Source organism: Escherichia sp. WS547 (genome assembly GCF_046486065.1).
GTDB classification, from domain to species: Bacteria; Pseudomonadota; Gammaproteobacteria; order Enterobacterales; family Enterobacteriaceae; genus Escherichia; species Escherichia coli.
Genome location: NZ_JBJQMA010000017.1, coordinates 94,049 through 110,258, shown reverse-complemented (window position 1 = coordinate 110,258; position 16,210 = coordinate 94,049). Strand labels below are relative to the sequence as shown.

Below are 16,210 nucleotides of genomic sequence, written 5' to 3'. Positions count from 1 at the left end.
AAATAGGCTGATTCAAGGCATTTACGGGAGAAAAAATCGGCTCAAACATGAAGAAATGAAATGACTGAGTCAGCCGAGAAGTATTTCCCCGCTTATTCGCACCTTCCCTAAGTCTTTTGAAGGTCTCTTAATGTATATTATTTCTATTATGTCTATACCATCAAGAAGTTTTTGTTGACCTCTAAGTTTGCCTAAGTAACTATTTATTTCTGTATATGTATTAACATTAGAACGCTTTGTTAAAAGAATAGATGCTGTTGCTATCGCTATGCCCGCTGTTTTTTCATTTAGTATTTGATCATAGCCTTTTATTGCATCTCCACCCAGTTTTTCCGCAGTATCTCTGAATCCTTCAATGTTCCCATTGTATACGCCACCAGCAGCAAGTAGCCTGCCAATAGCTTTGCTGTTTAACGTTTTGAAACGATTATTTGTTTGGTTTTTTGAATTTGGTAAAAACAAACGGTTATAATTTTCAGGGAGTGCCAAATAGCTGAACTCGGTATTTGCGATAAGATGTTGACAGAGGATAAATTCATAACTAACAGTTATTGTTTCTGTATCCAGTTGATTTTGAATGATCTGATGATGAATAGCCGATAAAAAAGCGCCTCTTAGTTGTATATAATAATACTTTTCCCATCTACCAAATCTATTGATTCTATAAAAGTCAAATTCCATAAATAATTGCTCATTATTGTTAATGGAATTAATAAGTAATGGAGTGCTTTTATCAATTAATTTACAAAATGTCATACCCTGTAACTGTGAACCAAGTCCCGTATTAGTAATTCTATTTGCGAGTGAGAATGTAAATATTTCATCCTCATGCCCACTCTGCCAGCGATTACCTATAGATTCAGTAGTCCCACAACCTGCGGAGATGTTTCCTTGTTGTTCTCCCGTTACTGTCAGGTAAACAATATTACTCATCCCTGAAAAGTCCTTTTATGGCATGCTATTTTATTAATGGCACTATTATGCTTGTTAATTGTTATTTATTTACTCCAGGAAATTGTAGGCGTATATATTAATAATAAAATATTACACTTTAGGACGTAATTATGAGGTAAATCTTATATATTTATTGGGAAAATAAATACATTAAAGGAAGGTATGCCGATTTTGAATGACACCCTTTTTCCATCTCAGAAAAAGGGCACTATCTTACTTCACCCGCGCCATATAATACGCATCGACATATTCACCATTACGTAATGCGTACTTCTTGCCAGTCCCTTCAATCTCAAATCCAAATTTTTTATAGACCTTAATTGCTGGCGCGTTATCGATGAACACCGTTAGCTCAATACGATCTACCCGCAACCAGTTGTCGCACATTTCAATCATCTCTCGCATCAGGGCGCTGGCGACGCCGCGATTCTTCCAACGGGAGTCGACACAAATACCAAAATCTGCAACATGACTGCGGCGTGGGCGCTGTTGCACGTCAATGGTGAGATGGCCCACGACGTCTCCATCAATACAGGCGACGAGTTGCTTGATGCCGGGACGATCGGCGAGTCGCTCCTGCCACATATGATCGGAAGGATGAGGCACCTGTAGCGTGTTGCAATACACCTCCGGCTGGGCGTGAATCTGCCTGATGGCCTCGTAATCGCGCGTTTCAGCATGGCGTATCACTATCTCACTCATTCCTTTGTCCTCTTTGGGGTAAATGTCCCTTTCAACATCATTGACTTTCAAATGTGAGTCAAATGCATTTTTTTTGCAAAAAGTGTTGGACAAGTGCGAATGAGAATGATTATTATTGTCTTGCGATCAGGAAGACCCTCGCGGAGAACCTGAAAGCACGACATTGCTCACATTGCTTCCAGTATTACTTAGCCAGCCGGGTGCTGGCTTTTTTTTTGATCTTTCGTTTTCAATTTATCCACGGGAAGTGCTTGTGTTCGTTATGCGCACTCCGGTAGGAACCACGTCCGCTTTGCGCTAAGGTGTAAATAATCACCTTAAAAAGGACGAAATCATGGTCATCAACTGCGCCTTTATTGGCTTCGGCAAAAGCACCACCCGTTACCATCTGCCGTATGTACTTAACCGCAAGGATAGCTGGCATGTCGCGCATATTTTTCGCCGCCATGCGAAGCCGGAAGAACAGGCCCCCATTTACTCTCATATCCATTTCACCAGCGATCTCGACGAAGTACTAAACGATCCCGATGTTAAGCTGGTTGTGGTCTACACCCATGCAGACAGCCACTTCGAGTACGCGAAGCGCGCGCTGGAAGCCGGGAAAAATGTGCTGGTCGAAAAACCGTTCACCCCGACGCTTGCCCAGGCGAAGGAGCTGTTTGCGCTGGCGAAAAGCAAAGGACTGACCGTCACGCCGTATCAGAATCGTCGTTTTGATTCCTGCTTCCTGACAGCGAAAAAAGCGATTGAAAGTGGCAAGTTGGGAGAGATTGTCGAAGTGGAAAGCCATTTTGACTATTACCGCCCGGTGGCAGAAACCAAACCTGGGCTGCCGCAGGATGGCGCGTTCTATGGTCTTGGTGTGCATACGATGGACCAGATTATTTCTCTGTTCGGTCGCCCGGATCACGTCGCTTATGACATCCGCAGCCTGCGTAATAAAGCCAATCCTGACGACACCTTTGAAGCGCAGCTGTTTTATGGCGACCTGAAAGCCATCGTCAAAACCAGCCATCTGGTGAAAATCGATTATCCGAAATTTATCGTTCACGGTAAGAAAGGTTCGTTTATTAAATACGGTATCGACCAGCAGGAAACCAGCCTCAAGGCTAATATTATGCCGGGCGAACCGGGATTCGCAGCGGATGATTCGGTCGGTGTGCTGGAGTATGTCAATGACGAGGGTGTGACGGTCAGAGAAGAGATGAAGCCGGAGATGGGCGATTACGGGCGCGTTTATGATGCGTTGTATCAAACCATCACCAACGGTGCGCCAAATTACGTCAAGGAATCTGAAGTTCTTACCAATCTGGAAATCCTTGAACGAGGATTTGAGCAAGCCTCTCCCTCCACAGTGACTCTCGCGAAGTAAGTTTGATGGCCCCTCGAATAGTTCAATTTTTTTGAACAGAGGGGTCAATTTTCACCCTCTATCATCCCAGGCGGATCGGGTCCACACTAAGCCCATCGAAATCATTCAGGGGGCGAATAAAAATGATCTACTTACGCAAAGCAAATGAACGTGGTCATGCAAATCATGGCTGGCTGGACTCCTGGCATACTTTCTCTTTTGCCAACTATTACGATCCGAACTTTATGGGCTTCTCCGCGCTGCGCGTGATTAACGACGACGTGATTGAAGCAGGGCAGGGCTTCGGCACTCACCCGCATAAAGATATGGAAATTTTGACCTACGTGCTGGAAGGTACTGTTGAGCATCAGGACAGCATGGGCAATAAAGAGCAGGTTCCGGCGGGTGAGTTCCAGATTATGAGTGCGGGTACGGGTATTCGTCACTCAGAGTACAACCCAAGCAGCACCGAGCGTCTGCATCTGTATCAAATCTGGATCATGCCGGAAGAAAACGGTATTACGCCGCGTTATGAACAGCGTCGCTTCGATGCCGTACAGGGCAAACAGCTGGTGCTCTCGCCGGATGCGCGAGATGGTTCGCTGAAAGTGCATCAGGATATGGAACTGTATCGTTGGGCATTGCTGAAAGATGAGCAGTCGGTGCATCAGATTGCCGCTGAACGCCGCGTCTGGATCCAGGTGGTGAAAGGCAATGTCACCATTAACGGCGTGAAAGCCTCGACCAGTGATGGTCTGGCAATCTGGGATGAGCAGGCAATCTCCATTCATGCGGATAGCGACAGCGAAGTGTTACTGTTCGATCTGCCGCCGGTTTAAAACTCAACGGCATCTTTGAAGCCTGCCTTTTTGCAGGCTTCCTCGCTCGCTCCGGTCGCGTGCTGATGTACGCTTCCGGGGTTTTGCCGCGTCGTTAGCACAATGCGATGCAATTGATTTAGTGTATATCTAATAATTGTAAACAAGCACTGTTTTCCCCGGGAAGGTTCTGATGCGTCCGTGTTAAACTAAGAGAATCTATCTCTTTTGTACCTTCAGGACGATGAAAAAGAAAAGACCCGTACTTCAGGATGTGGCTGACCGTGTAGGCGTGACCAAAATGACGGTCAGCCGCTTTTTGCGTAACCCGGAGCAGGTTTCCGTCGCTCTACGCGGCAAGATTGCCGCCGCTCTTGATGAACTGGGTTATATTCCCAATCGCGCGCCCGATATCCTCTCTAACGCCACCAGCCGGGCGATTGGCGTCCTGTTACCTTCTCTCACCAACCAGGTTTTCGCGGAAGTATTACGCGGAATCGAAAGCGTCACCGACGCGCACGGTTATCAGACCATGCTGGCCCACTACGGTTATAAACCGGAAATGGAGCAAGAACGCCTCGAATCAATGCTCTCATGGAATATCGACGGACTGATCCTCACCGAACGTACCCACACGCCGCGCACCTTAAAGATGATTGAAGTGGCGGGGATTCCGGTGGTGGAGTTGATGGACAGCAAGTCGCCGTGCCTCGATATTGCCGTCGGTTTTGATAACTTTGAAGCGGCACGCCAGATGACCACCGCCATTATTGCTCGCGGGCATCGCCACATTGCCTATCTCGGCGCACGTCTCGACGAACGTACTATCATCAAACAGAAGGGATACGAACAGGCGATGCTGGATGCAGGCCTGGTGCCGTATAGCGTGATGGTTGAGCAATCTTCTTCTTACTCTTCCGGTATTGAACTGATTCGCCAGGCGAGGCGGGAATATCCGCAGCTGGATGGCGTGTTCTGTACTAATGATGACCTGGCGGTCGGCGCGGCGTTTGAATGCCAGCGTCTGGGGTTGAAAGTTCCTGACGATATGGCGATTGCCGGTTTCCATGGTCATGACATTGGTCAGGTGATGGAACCACGGTTGGCGAGCGTACTGACGCCGCGTGAGCGGATGGGCAGTATTGGCGCTGAACGCCTGCTGGCGCGTATTCGTGGCGAATCTGTGACACCGAAAATGTTAGATTTAGGTTTCACCTTGTCACCGGGCGGATCTATTTAAGCCCACAAATTTGAAGTAGCTCACACTTATACACTTAAGGCACGGATGGATATTGCTTCTGATATTGTCCGGCCGGACAATGTTACCGATAACAGTTACCCGTAACATTTTTATTTCTTGTATTGTGGGGGCACCACTTTGAGCACGACTAACCATGATCACCACATTTACGTCTTGATGGGCGTATCGGGCAGCGGCAAATCTGCGGTCGCCAGTGAAGTGGCGCATCAACTTCATGCCGCGTTTCTTGATGGCGATTTCCTCCATCCAAGGCGCAATATCGAAAAAATGGCGTCTGGTGAACCGCTGAATGACGACGATCGCAAACCGTGGTTGCAGGCGCTGAACGACGCCGCGTTTGCTATGCAGCGCACCAATAAAGTGTCGCTGATCGTCTGTTCTGCACTGAAAAAACACTATCGCGACTTGCTGCGTGAAGGTAATCCGAATCTCTCGTTCATCTACCTGAAAGGCGATTTTGATGTGATTGAAAGCCGCCTGAAAGCGCGCAAAGGCCATTTCTTTAAAACCCAAATGTTGGTGACGCAGTTTGAAACGCTGCAGGAGCCGGGTGCGGACGAAACCGATGTACTGGTGGTGGATATCGATCAACCGCTGGAAGGTGTTGTGGCAAGCACCATTGAGGTTATTAAAAAAGGCAAATAAGTAGTGACTACATTAACGCTTGTTTTAACAGCAGTAGGGTCTGTTTTACTGCTGCTGTTTTTAGTCATGAAGGCGCGTATGCACGCTTTCCTGGCTTTGATGGTGGTGTCCATGGGGGCTGGCCTTTTTTCCGGTATGCCGCTCGATAAAATCGCAGCGACGATGGAAAAAGGGATGGGAGGCACCCTCGGCTTCCTGGCGGTGGTTGTCGCCCTGGGAGCTATGTTTGGCAAGATCTTACATGAAACTGGCGCAGTCGATCAGATTGCCGTCAAAATGCTCAAATCCTTCGGTCACAGCCGAGCACATTATGCCATCGGCCTTGCGGGGCTGGTTTGTGCGCTACCGCTGTTCTTTGAAGTGGCGATTGTTCTGCTGATTAGCGTTGCTTTCTCAATGGCGCGCCACACCGGTACGAACCTGGTGAAACTGGTAATCCCATTATTCGCAGGCGTGGCGGCCGCGGCTGCGTTCCTGGTACCGGGGCCAGCGCCAATGCTGCTGGCATCGCAGATGAACGCCGACTTTGGCTGGATGATCCTGATTGGCCTGTGTGCGGCAATTCCGGGAATGATTATTGCCGGGCCGCTGTGGGGTAATTTCATCAGCCGCTACGTGGAGTTGCATATTCCTGACGACATCAGCGAACCGCATCTCGGCGAAGGCAAAATGCCATCTTTCGGATTCAGCCTGTCGCTGATCCTGTTGCCGCTGGTGCTGGTAGGGCTGAAAACCATTGCCGCGCGTTTTGTGCCAGAAGGCTCTACCGCTTACGAATGGTTCGAGTTTATTGGTCATCCGTTTACCGCGATTCTGGTTGCTTGTCTGGTAGCGATTTATGGCCTGGCAATGCGTCAGGGCATGCCAAAAGACAAAGTGATGGAGATTTGCGGTCACGCGCTGCAACCGGCGGGGATCATTCTGCTGGTGATTGGTGCAGGCGGCGTGTTCAAACAGGTGCTGGTTGACTCTGGCGTAGGTCCGGCACTGGGCGAAGCGTTAACCGGCATGGGCCTGCCGATTGCCATCACCTGCTTTGTGCTGGCTGCGGCGGTGCGTATCATTCAGGGTTCTGCCACCGTTGCCTGTTTAACGGCGGTGGGACTGGTGATGCCGGTTATTGAACAACTGAACTACTCCGGTGCGCAAATGGCGGCGCTGTCGATTTGTATCGCCGGTGGTTCGATTGTTGTCAGCCACGTTAACGACGCCGGTTTCTGGTTGTTCGGTAAATTTACCGGCGCGACCGAAGCCGAAACGCTGAAAACCTGGACCATGATGGAAACCATCCTCGGCACTGTTGGTGCCATCGTTGGGATGATTGCTTTCCAGCTGTTGAGTTAAGTTTGTTCGCCCGGTAGTTGTGACGCTACCGGGCTCTTTTCGAAAAACTCTCCTCGTTACCCCTTCATCCACATTCGAATGCCGTCGAGGAACATCTGAGTTGCCATCATCACCAGAATCAATCCCATCAGGCGTTCAAGTGCGTTCACCCCTTTCTCGCCCAGCAGACGTAAAAATAGCGAAGACTGTAGCAGGATGACAAAGGTGCCGCCCCAGGCCAGTAGCAGAGCAATTACCAGATGTCCCATCTGATTCGGGTACTGATGAGACAACAACATCAGCGTGGCGAGAATAGTCGGCCCGGCGACTAACGGAATTGCCAACGGCACGATAAACGGCTCTTCACCTGCCGGAAGCCCGCTGCTATTTCCTGAAGCACTGGGGAAAATCATCTTAATGGCGATCAGAAACAGAATGATGCCGCCAGAAATGGAGACGGTTTCTGCCCGCAGGCTAAGAAATGCCAGAATTTTCTCACCCGCAAACAGGAACACCAGCATCACCAGGAGAGCAATAAGCAACTCTCGCACCATGATTGCCCGCCGTCTTTTCGGTTCAGTATGTTTCAGTACGGACATGAAAATAGGTAGGTTTCCGAGCGGATCCATAATCAGGATCAATAAAACTGCTGCAGAAATGATTTCATTCATAACTCAAATTCCCTGATAATTGCCGCGGACTTTCTGCGTGCTAACAAAGCAGGATAAGTCGCATTACTGATGGCTTCGCTATCATTGATTAATTTCACTTGCGACTTTGGCTGCTTTTTGTATGGTGAAAGATGTGCCAAGAGGAGACCGGCACATTTATACAGCACACATCTTTGCAGGAAAAAACGCTTATGAAAAATGTTGGTTTTATCGGCTGGCGCGGTATGGTCGGCTCCGTTCTCATGCAACGCATGGTTGAAGAGCGCGACTTCGACGCCATTCGCCCTGTCTTCTTTTCTACTTCTCAGCTTGGTCAGGCTGCGCCGTCTTTTGGCGGAACCACTGGCACACTTCAGGATGCCTTTGATCTGGAGGCGCTAAAGGCCCTCGATATCATTGTGACCTGTCAGGGCGGCGATTATACCAACGAAATCTATCCAAAGCTTCGTGAAAGCGGATGGCAAGGTTACTGGATTGACGCAGCATCATCTCTGCGCATGAAAGATGACGCCATCATCATTCTTGACCCCGTCAATCAGGACGTCATTACCGACGGATTAAATAATGGCATCAGGACTTTTGTTGGCGGCAACTGTACCGTAAGCCTGATGTTGATGTCGTTGGGTGGTTTATTCGCCAATGATCTTGTTGATTGGGTGTCCGTTGCAACCTACCAGGCCGCTTCCGGCGGTGGTGCGCGACATATGCGTGAGTTATTAACCCAGATGGGCCATCTGTATGGCCATGTGGCAGATGAACTCGCGACCCCGTCCTCTGCTATTCTCGATATCGAACGCAAAGTCACAACCTTAACCCGTAGCGGTGAGCTGCCGGTGGATAACTTTGGCGTGCCGCTGGCGGGTAGCCTGATTCCGTGGATCGACAAACAGCTCGATAACGGTCAGAGCCGCGAAGAGTGGAAAGGGCAGGCGGAAACCAACAAGATCCTCAACACATCTTCCGTAATTCCGGTAGATGGTTTATGTGTGCGTGTCGGGGCATTGCGCTGCCACAGCCAGGCATTCACTATTAAATTGAAAAAAGATGTGTCTATTCCGACCGTGGAAGAACTGCTGGCTGCACACAATCCGTGGGCGAAAGTCGTTCCGAACGATCGGGAAATCACTATGCGTGAGCTAACCCCAGCTGCCGTTACCGGCACGCTGACCACGCCGGTAGGCCGCCTGCGTAAGCTGAATATGGGACCAGAGTTCCTGTCAGCCTTTACCGTGGGCGACCAGCTGCTGTGGGGGGCCGCGGAGCCGCTGCGTCGGATGCTTCGTCAACTGGCGTAATCTTTATTCATTAAATCTGGGGCGCGATGCCGCCCCTGTTAGTGCGTAATACAGGAGTAAGCGCAGATGTTTCATGATTTACCGGGAGTTAAATAGAGCATTGGCTATTCTTTAAGGGTGGCTGAATACATGAGTATTCACAGCCTTACCTGAAGTGAGGACGACGCAGAGAGGATGCACAGAGTGCTGCGCCGTTCAGGTCAAAAAAATGTCACAACCAGAAGTCAAAAATCCAGTTGGATGGGGTGACACAATAAAACAGGAAGACAAGCATGTCCGATCGTATCGATAGAGACGTGATTAACGCGCTAATTGCAGGCCATTTTGCGGATCCTTTTTCCGTACTGGGGATGCATAAAACCACCGCGGGACTGGAAGTCCGTGCCCTTTTACCCGACGCTACCGATGTGTGGGTGATTGAACCGAAAACCGGGCGCAAACTCGCAAAACTGGAGTGTCTCGACTCCCGTGGATTCTTTAGCGGTGTCATTCCGCGACGTAAGAATTTTTTCCGCTATCAGTTGGCTGTTGTCTGGCATGGTCAGCAAAACCTGATAGATGATCCTTACCGTTTTGGTCCGCTAATCCAGGAAATGGATGCCTGGCTATTATCTGAAGGTACTCACCTGCGCCCGTATGAAACCTTAGGCGCGCATGCAGATACTATGGATGGCGTCACAGGTACGCGTTTCTCTGTCTGGGCTCCAAACGCCCGTCGGGTCTCGGTGGTTGGGCAATTCAACTACTGGGACGGTCGCCGTCACCCGATGCGTCTGCGTAAAGAGAGCGGCATCTGGGAACTGTTTATCCCTGGGGCGCATAACGGTCAGCTCTATAAATACGAGATGATTGATGCCAATGGCAACTTGCGTCTGAAGTCCGACCCTTATGCCTTCGAAGCGCAAATGCGCCCGGAAACCGCGTCTCTTATTTGCGGGCTACCGGAAAAGGTTGTGCAGACTGAAGAGCGCAAAAAAGCGAATCAGTTTGATGCGCCAATCTCTATTTATGAAGTTCACCTGGGCTCCTGGCGTCGCCACACCGACAACAATTTCTGGTTAAGCTACCGCGAGCTGGCCGATCAACTGGTGCCTTATGCTAAATGGATGGGCTTTACCCACCTCGAACTGCTGCCCATTAACGAGCATCCGTTCGATGGCAGTTGGGGTTATCAGCCAACCGGCCTGTATGCACCGACCCGCCGTTTTGGTACCCGCGACGACTTCCGTTATTTCATTGATGCCGCACACGCAGCTGGTCTGAACGTGATTCTCGACTGGGTGCCAGGCCACTTCCCGACCGATGACTTTGCGCTTGCCGAATTTGATGGCACGAACTTGTATGAACACAGCGATCCGCGCGAAGGCTATCATCAGGACTGGAATACGCTGATCTACAACTATGGTCGCCGTGAAGTCAGTAACTTCCTTGTCGGTAACGCGCTTTACTGGATCGAACGTTTTGGTATTGATGCGCTGCGCGTCGATGCGGTGGCGTCAATGATTTATCGTGACTACAGCCGTAAAGAGGGGGAGTGGATCCCGAACGAATTTGGCGGGCGCGAGAATCTTGAAGCGATTGAATTCTTGCGTAATACCAACCGTATTCTTGGTGAGCAGGTTTCCGGTGCGGTGACAATGGCGGAGGAGTCTACCGATTTCCCTGGCGTTTCTCGTCCGCAGGACATGGGCGGTCTGGGCTTCTGGTACAAGTGGAACCTAGGCTGGATGCATGACACCCTGGACTACATGAAGCTCGACCCGGTTTATCGTCAGTATCATCACGATAAACTGACCTTCGGGATGCTCTACAACTACACTGAAAACTTCGTTCTGCCGTTGTCGCATGATGAAGTGGTCCACGGTAAAAAATCGATTCTCGACCGGATGCCGGGCGACGCATGGCAGAAATTCGCTAACCTGCGCGCCTACTACGGCTGGATGTGGGCATTCCCGGGCAAGAAATTGCTGTTCATGGGGAATGAATTTGCCCAGGGCCGCGAGTGGAACCATGACGCCAGCCTCGACTGGCATCTGTTGGAAGGCGGCGATAACTGGCACCACGGTGTCCAGCGTCTGGTGCGCGATCTGAACCTCACCTACCGCCACCATAAAGCAATGCATGAACTGGATTTTGACCCGTACGGCTTTGAATGGCTGGTGGTGGATGACAAAGAACGCTCGGTGCTGATCTTTGTGCGTCGCGATAAAGAGGGTAACGAAATCATCGTTGCCAGTAACTTTACTCCGGTGCCGCGTCATGATTATCGCTTCGGCATTAACCAGCCGGGCAAATGGCGTGAAATCCTCAATACCGATTCCATGCACTATCACGGCAGTAATGCCGGCAATGGCGGCACGGTACACAGCGATGAGATTGCCAGCCACGGTCGTCAGCATTCACTAAGCCTGACACTACCACCGCTGGCCACTATCTGGCTGGTTCGGGAGGCAGAATGACACAACTCGCCATTGGCAAACCCGCACCCCTCGGCGCGCATTACGACGGTCAGGGCGTCAACTTCACACTTTTCTCCGCTCATGCCGAGCGGGTAGAACTGTGTATCTTTGACGCCAATGGCCAGGAACATCGCTATGACTTGCCAGGGCACAGTGGCGACATTTGGCACGGTTATCTGCCGGATGCGCGTCCGGGTTTGCGTTATGGTTATCGCGTTCATGGCCCCTGGCAACCCGCCGAGGGGCATCGCTTTAACCCGGCGAAGTTGTTGATTGATCCTTGCGCGCGGCAAATTGACGGGGAATTTAAAGATAACCCGCTGCTGCACGCCGGTCATAATGAACCTGACTATCGCGACAACGCCGCCATTGCGCCGAAATGCGTAGTGGTGGTTGATCACTATGACTGGGAGGATGATGCTCCGCCGCGCACGCCGTGGGGCAGTACCATCATTTATGAAGCCCATGTCAAAGGATTAACGTACCTGCACCCGGAGATCCCGGTCGAGATCCGTGGCACTTATAAAGCCCTGGGGCATCCGGTGATGATCAACTATTTGAAACAGTTGGGCATTACCGCGCTGGAACTGCTGCCGGTGGCGCAGTTTGCCAGCGAACCACGCCTGCAACGTATGGGTCTAAGTAACTACTGGGGTTATAACCCGGTGGCGATGTTTGCGCTGCATCCGGCGTATGCCTGCTCCCCAGAAACGGCGCTGGATGAGTTTCGCGATGCAATCAAAGCACTGCATAAAGCGGGTATCGAAGTCATTCTTGATATCGTGCTCAACCATAGTGCGGAACTGGACCTCGACGGCCCGTTATTCTCTCTGCGTGGGATCGACAACCGTAGCTATTATTGGATAAGAGAAGACGGCGATTATCACAACTGGACCGGTTGTGGCAACACGCTCAATTTGAGTCATCCGGCGGTGGTGGATTATGCCAGCGCCTGCCTGCGTTATTGGGTAGAAACCTGCCACGTCGATGGTTTCCGCTTTGATCTGGCGGCAGTCATGGGCCGTACGCCAGAGTTCCGTCAGGATGCGCCGTTGTTTACCGCTATCCAGAACTGCCCGGTGCTCTCGCAGGTGAAGTTAATTGCTGAACCGTGGGATATTGCTCCTGGTGGTTATCAGGTGGGAAATTTCCCGCCGCTGTTTGCCGAGTGGAACGATCATTTCCGCGATGCTGCCCGTCGTTTCTGGCTTCATTATGATTTGCCTCTGGGGGCGTTTGCCGGGCGTTTTGCTGCCTCCAGCGATGTTTTTAAACGTAATGGTCGTCTGCCGAGTGCCGCGATTAATCTCGTCACCGCGCATGACGGTTTTACGCTTCGCGACTGCGTTTGCTTCAACCATAAACACAATGAAGCAAACGGAGAAGAAAATCGCGACGGGACCAACAACAATTACAGTAACAATCATGGTAAAGAAGGGTTAGGCGGTACTCTTGACCTGGTTGAACGGCGTCGCGACAGCATTCACGCCCTGTTAACAACGTTGTTGCTCTCCCAGGGTACGCCGATGTTACTGGCCGGTGACGAACATGGTCACAGCCAGCATGGCAATAACAATGCCTACTGTCAGGATAACCAATTAACCTGGTTGGACTGGTCGCAGGCAAGCAGTGGTTTAACCGCATTTACCGCCGCGTTAATCCATCTGCGCAAGCGCATTCCCGCTTTGGTGGAGAATCGCTGGTGGGAAGAAGGCGACGGCAATGTCCGTTGGCTAAATCGATATGCTCAACCTTTAAGCACGGATGAGTGGCAAAACGGGCCGAAACAGCTGCAAATTCTGCTCTCGGATCGCTTTTTGATCGCAATTAACGCCACGCTTGAGGTAACAGAGATTGTTTTACCTGCTGGGGAGTGGCACGCCATTCCCCCATTCGCTGGAGAGGATAACCCAGTGATTACGGCTGTCTGGCAGGGACCTGCACACGGATTGTGTGTGTTCCAGAGATGATAAAAAAGGAGTTAGTCATGGTTAGTTTAGAGAAGAACGATCACTTAATGTTGGCGCGCCAGCTGCCATTGAAATCTGTTGCCCTGATACTGGCGGGAGGACGTGGTACCCGCCTGAAGGATTTAACCAATAAGCGAGCAAAACCGGCCGTACACTTCGGCGGTAAGTTCCGCATTATCGACTTTGCGCTGTCTAACTGCATCAACTCCGGTATCCGTCGTATGGGCGTGATCACCCAGTACCAGTCCCACACTCTGGTGCAGCACATTCAGCGCGGCTGGTCATTCTTCAATGAAGAAATGAACGAGTTTGTCGATCTGCTGCCAGCACAGCAGAGAATGAAAGGGGAAAACTGGTATCGCGGCACCGCAGATGCAGTTACCCAAAACCTCGACATTATCCGCCGTTATAAAGCGGAATACGTGGTGATCCTGGCGGGCGACCATATCTACAAGCAAGACTACTCGCGTATGCTTATCGACCACGTCGAAAAAGGCGCACGTTGCACCGTTGCTTGTATGCCAGTACCGATTGAAGAAGCCTCCGCATTTGGCGTTATGGCGGTTGATGAGAACGATAAAATTATCGAATTCGTTGAAAAACCAGCTAACCCGCCGTCAATGCCGAACGATCCGAGCAAATCTCTGGCGAGTATGGGTATCTACGTCTTTGACGCCGACTATCTGTATGAACTGCTGGAAGAAGACGATCGCGATGAGAACTCCAGCCACGACTTTGGCAAAGATTTGATTCCCAAGATCACCGAAGCCGGTCTGGCCTATGCGCACCCGTTCCCGCTCTCTTGCGTACAATCCGACCCGGATGCCGAGCCGTACTGGCGCGATGTGGGTACGCTGGAAGCTTACTGGAAAGCGAACCTCGATCTGGCCTCTGTGGTGCCGGAACTGGATATGTACGATCGCAATTGGCCAATTCGCACCTACAATGAATCATTACCGCCAGCGAAATTCGTGCAGGATCGCTCCGGTAGCCACGGGATGACCCTTAACTCACTGGTATCCGGCGGTTGTGTGATCTCCGGTTCGGTGGTGGTGCAGTCCGTTCTGTTCTCGCGCGTTCGCGTGAATTCATTCTGCAACATTGATTCCGCCGTATTGTTACCGGAAGTATGGGTAGGTCGCTCGTGCCGTCTGCGCCGCTGCGTCATCGATCGTGCTTGTGTTATTCCGGAAGGCATGGTGATTGGTGAAAACGCAGAGGAAGATGCACGTCGTTTCTATCGTTCAGAAGAAGGCATCGTGCTGGTAACGCGCGAAATGCTACGGAAGTTAGGGCATAAACAGGAGCGATAATGCAGGTTTTACATGTATGTTCAGAGATGTTCCCGCTGCTTAAAACCGGCGGTCTGGCTGATGTTATTGGGGCATTACCCGCAGCACAAATCGCAGATGGCGTTGACGCTCGCGTACTGTTGCCTGCATTTCCCGATATTCGCCGTGGCGTGACCGATGCGCAGGTAGTATCCCGTCGTGATACCTTCGCCGGACATATCACGCTGTTGTTCGGTCATTACAACGGGGTTGGCATTTACCTGATTGACGCGCCGCATCTCTATGATCGTCCGGGAAGCCCGTATCACGATACCAACTTATTTGCCTATACCGACAACGTATTGCGTTTTGCGCTGCTGGGGTGGGTTGGGGCAGAAATGGCTAGCGGGCTTGACCCATTCTGGCGTCCTGATGTGGTGCATGCGCACGACTGGCATGCAGGCCTTGCGCCTGCGTATCTGGCGGCGCGCGGGCGTCCTGCGAAGTCGGTGTTTACTGTGCACAACCTGGCCTATCAAGGCATGTTTTATGCACATCACATGAATGACATCCAATTGCCATGGTCATTCTTTAATATTCATGGGCTGGAATTCAACGGACAAATCTCTTTTCTGAAGGCCGGTCTGTACTATGCCGATCACATTACGGCAGTCAGTCCAACCTACGCTCGCGAGATCACCGAACCGCAGTTTGCCTACGGTATGGAAGGTCTGTTGCAACAGCGTCACCGTGAAGGGCGTCTTTCCGGCGTACTGAACGGCGTGGACGAGAAAATCTGGAGTCCAGAGACGGACTTACTGTTGGCCTCGCGTTACACCCGCGATACGTTGGAAGATAAAGCGGAAAATAAGCGCCAGTTACAAATCGCAATGGGGCTTAAGGTTGACGATAAAGTGCCGCTTTTTGCAGTGGTGAGCCGTCTGACCAGCCAGAAAGGTCTCGACCTGGTGCTGGAGGCCTTACCGGGTCTTCTGGAGCAGGGCGGGCAACTGGCGCTACTCGGCGCGGGCGATCCTGTGCTGCAGGAAGGTTTCCTTGCGGCGGCAGCGGAATACCCCGGCCAGGTGGGCGTTCAGATTGGCTATCACGAAGCATTTTCGCATCGCATTATGGGCGGCGCGGACGTCATTCTGGTGCCCAGCCGTTTTGAACCGTGCGGCTTAACGCAACTTTATGGATTGAAGTACGGTACGCTGCCGTTAGTGCGGCGCACCGGTGGGCTTGCTGATACGGTTTCTGACTGTTCTCTTGAGAACCTTGCAGATGGCGTCGCCAGTGGGTTTGTCTTTGAAGATAGTAATGCCTGGTCGCTGTTACGGGCTATTCGACGTGCTTTTGTACTGTGGTCCCGTCCTTCACTGTGGCGGTTTGTGCAACGTCAGGCTATGGCAATGGATTTTAGCTGGCAGGTCGCGGCGAAGTCGTACCGTGAGCTTTACTATCGCTTGAAATAGTTTTCAGGAAACGCC

Annotated in this window: 12 protein-coding genes and 1 pseudogene; 10 read left to right on the top strand and 3 right to left on the bottom strand. The window is 51.1% G+C overall.

Features of this window, described 5'->3' with window-relative positions:
• Positions 1-96: 96 nt before the first annotated feature.
• Together tssD and yhhY are read right to left on the bottom strand one after the other, a co-directional pair.
• Positions 97-933: pseudogene (gene tssD, locus ACJHWK_RS15985) on the bottom strand (type VI secretion system tube protein TssD); the annotation flags it as partial.
• Positions 934-1,167: 234 nt separating this feature from the next.
• A complete protein-coding gene (yhhY, locus tag ACJHWK_RS15980) occupies positions 1,168-1,656 on the bottom strand; it encodes an N-acetyltransferase (protein WP_001445779.1) in 489 nt (162 codons plus the stop codon).
• Between the two features lie 334 nt (positions 1,657-1,990).
• Between yhhY and ACJHWK_RS15975 the strand changes: the two genes are divergently transcribed.
• The 5 genes from ACJHWK_RS15975 to gntU all read left to right on the top strand — a co-directional run bounded on the left by ACJHWK_RS15975 (position 1,991) and on the right by gntU (position 7,075).
• A complete protein-coding gene (locus ACJHWK_RS15975; RefSeq protein WP_170886099.1) occupies positions 1,991-3,028 on the top strand; it encodes an oxidoreductase in 1,038 nt (345 codons plus the stop codon).
• A gap of 122 nt (positions 3,029-3,150) precedes the next feature.
• Positions 3,151-3,846 (top strand): quercetin 2,3-dioxygenase, encoded by a 696-nt coding sequence (gene yhhW / locus ACJHWK_RS15970; RefSeq protein WP_000639811.1) that lies wholly within the window; start codon positions 3,151-3,153, stop codon positions 3,844-3,846.
• Positions 3,847-4,069: 223 nt separating this feature from the next.
• On the top strand, positions 4,070-5,065 hold the full coding sequence (gene gntR, locus ACJHWK_RS15965) for a gluconate operon transcriptional repressor GntR (RefSeq protein WP_000730252.1): 996 nt from the start codon (positions 4,070-4,072) through the stop codon (positions 5,063-5,065).
• 138 nt (positions 5,066-5,203) lie between these two features.
• The gene (gntK, locus tag ACJHWK_RS15960) at positions 5,204-5,731 is read left to right on the top strand and encodes a gluconokinase (protein ID WP_000108330.1); all 528 of its coding nucleotides are present in this window, start codon (positions 5,204-5,206) and stop codon (positions 5,729-5,731) included.
• Positions 5,732-5,734: 3 nt separating this feature from the next.
• On the top strand, positions 5,735-7,075 hold the full coding sequence (gene gntU, locus ACJHWK_RS15955; RefSeq protein ID WP_000210111.1) for a gluconate transporter: 1,341 nt from the start codon (positions 5,735-5,737) through the stop codon (positions 7,073-7,075).
• A gap of 56 nt (positions 7,076-7,131) precedes the next feature.
• Here gntU and yhgN read toward each other — a convergent pair whose 3' ends face one another.
• Positions 7,132-7,725 (bottom strand): NAAT family transporter YhgN, encoded by a 594-nt coding sequence (yhgN, locus tag ACJHWK_RS15950; protein WP_001002544.1) that lies wholly within the window; start codon positions 7,723-7,725, stop codon positions 7,132-7,134.
• Positions 7,726-7,916: 191 nt separating this feature from the next.
• Between yhgN and asd the strand changes: the two genes are divergently transcribed.
• From asd to glgA, 5 genes are all read left to right on the top strand, one after another.
• Positions 7,917-9,020: an aspartate-semialdehyde dehydrogenase gene (gene asd, locus ACJHWK_RS15945; protein WP_000799956.1), complete on the top strand. Its 1,104-nt coding sequence runs from the start codon at positions 7,917-7,919 to the stop codon at positions 9,018-9,020.
• 272 nt (positions 9,021-9,292) lie between these two features.
• Positions 9,293-11,479, top strand: coding sequence for a 1,4-alpha-glucan branching enzyme (gene glgB, locus ACJHWK_RS15940; protein WP_001283726.1), 2,187 nt, complete (start codon positions 9,293-9,295; stop codon positions 11,477-11,479).
• Positions 11,476-13,449, top strand: a complete 1,974-nt coding sequence (gene glgX / locus ACJHWK_RS15935; protein ID WP_000192508.1) for a glycogen debranching protein GlgX — start codon at positions 11,476-11,478, stop codon at positions 13,447-13,449. The genes glgB and glgX overlap by 4 nt, the downstream gene beginning before the upstream one ends.
• Positions 13,450-13,466: 17 nt before the next feature.
• A complete protein-coding gene (gene glgC / locus ACJHWK_RS15930; protein ID WP_000253975.1) occupies positions 13,467-14,762 on the top strand; it encodes a glucose-1-phosphate adenylyltransferase in 1,296 nt (431 codons plus the stop codon).
• The gene (gene glgA / locus ACJHWK_RS15925) at positions 14,762-16,195 is read left to right on the top strand and encodes a glycogen synthase GlgA (protein ID WP_001197646.1); all 1,434 of its coding nucleotides are present in this window, start codon (positions 14,762-14,764) and stop codon (positions 16,193-16,195) included. Before glgC ends, glgA begins: the two co-directional genes overlap by 1 nt.
• The last annotated feature ends 15 nt before the right edge of the window (positions 16,196-16,210 follow it).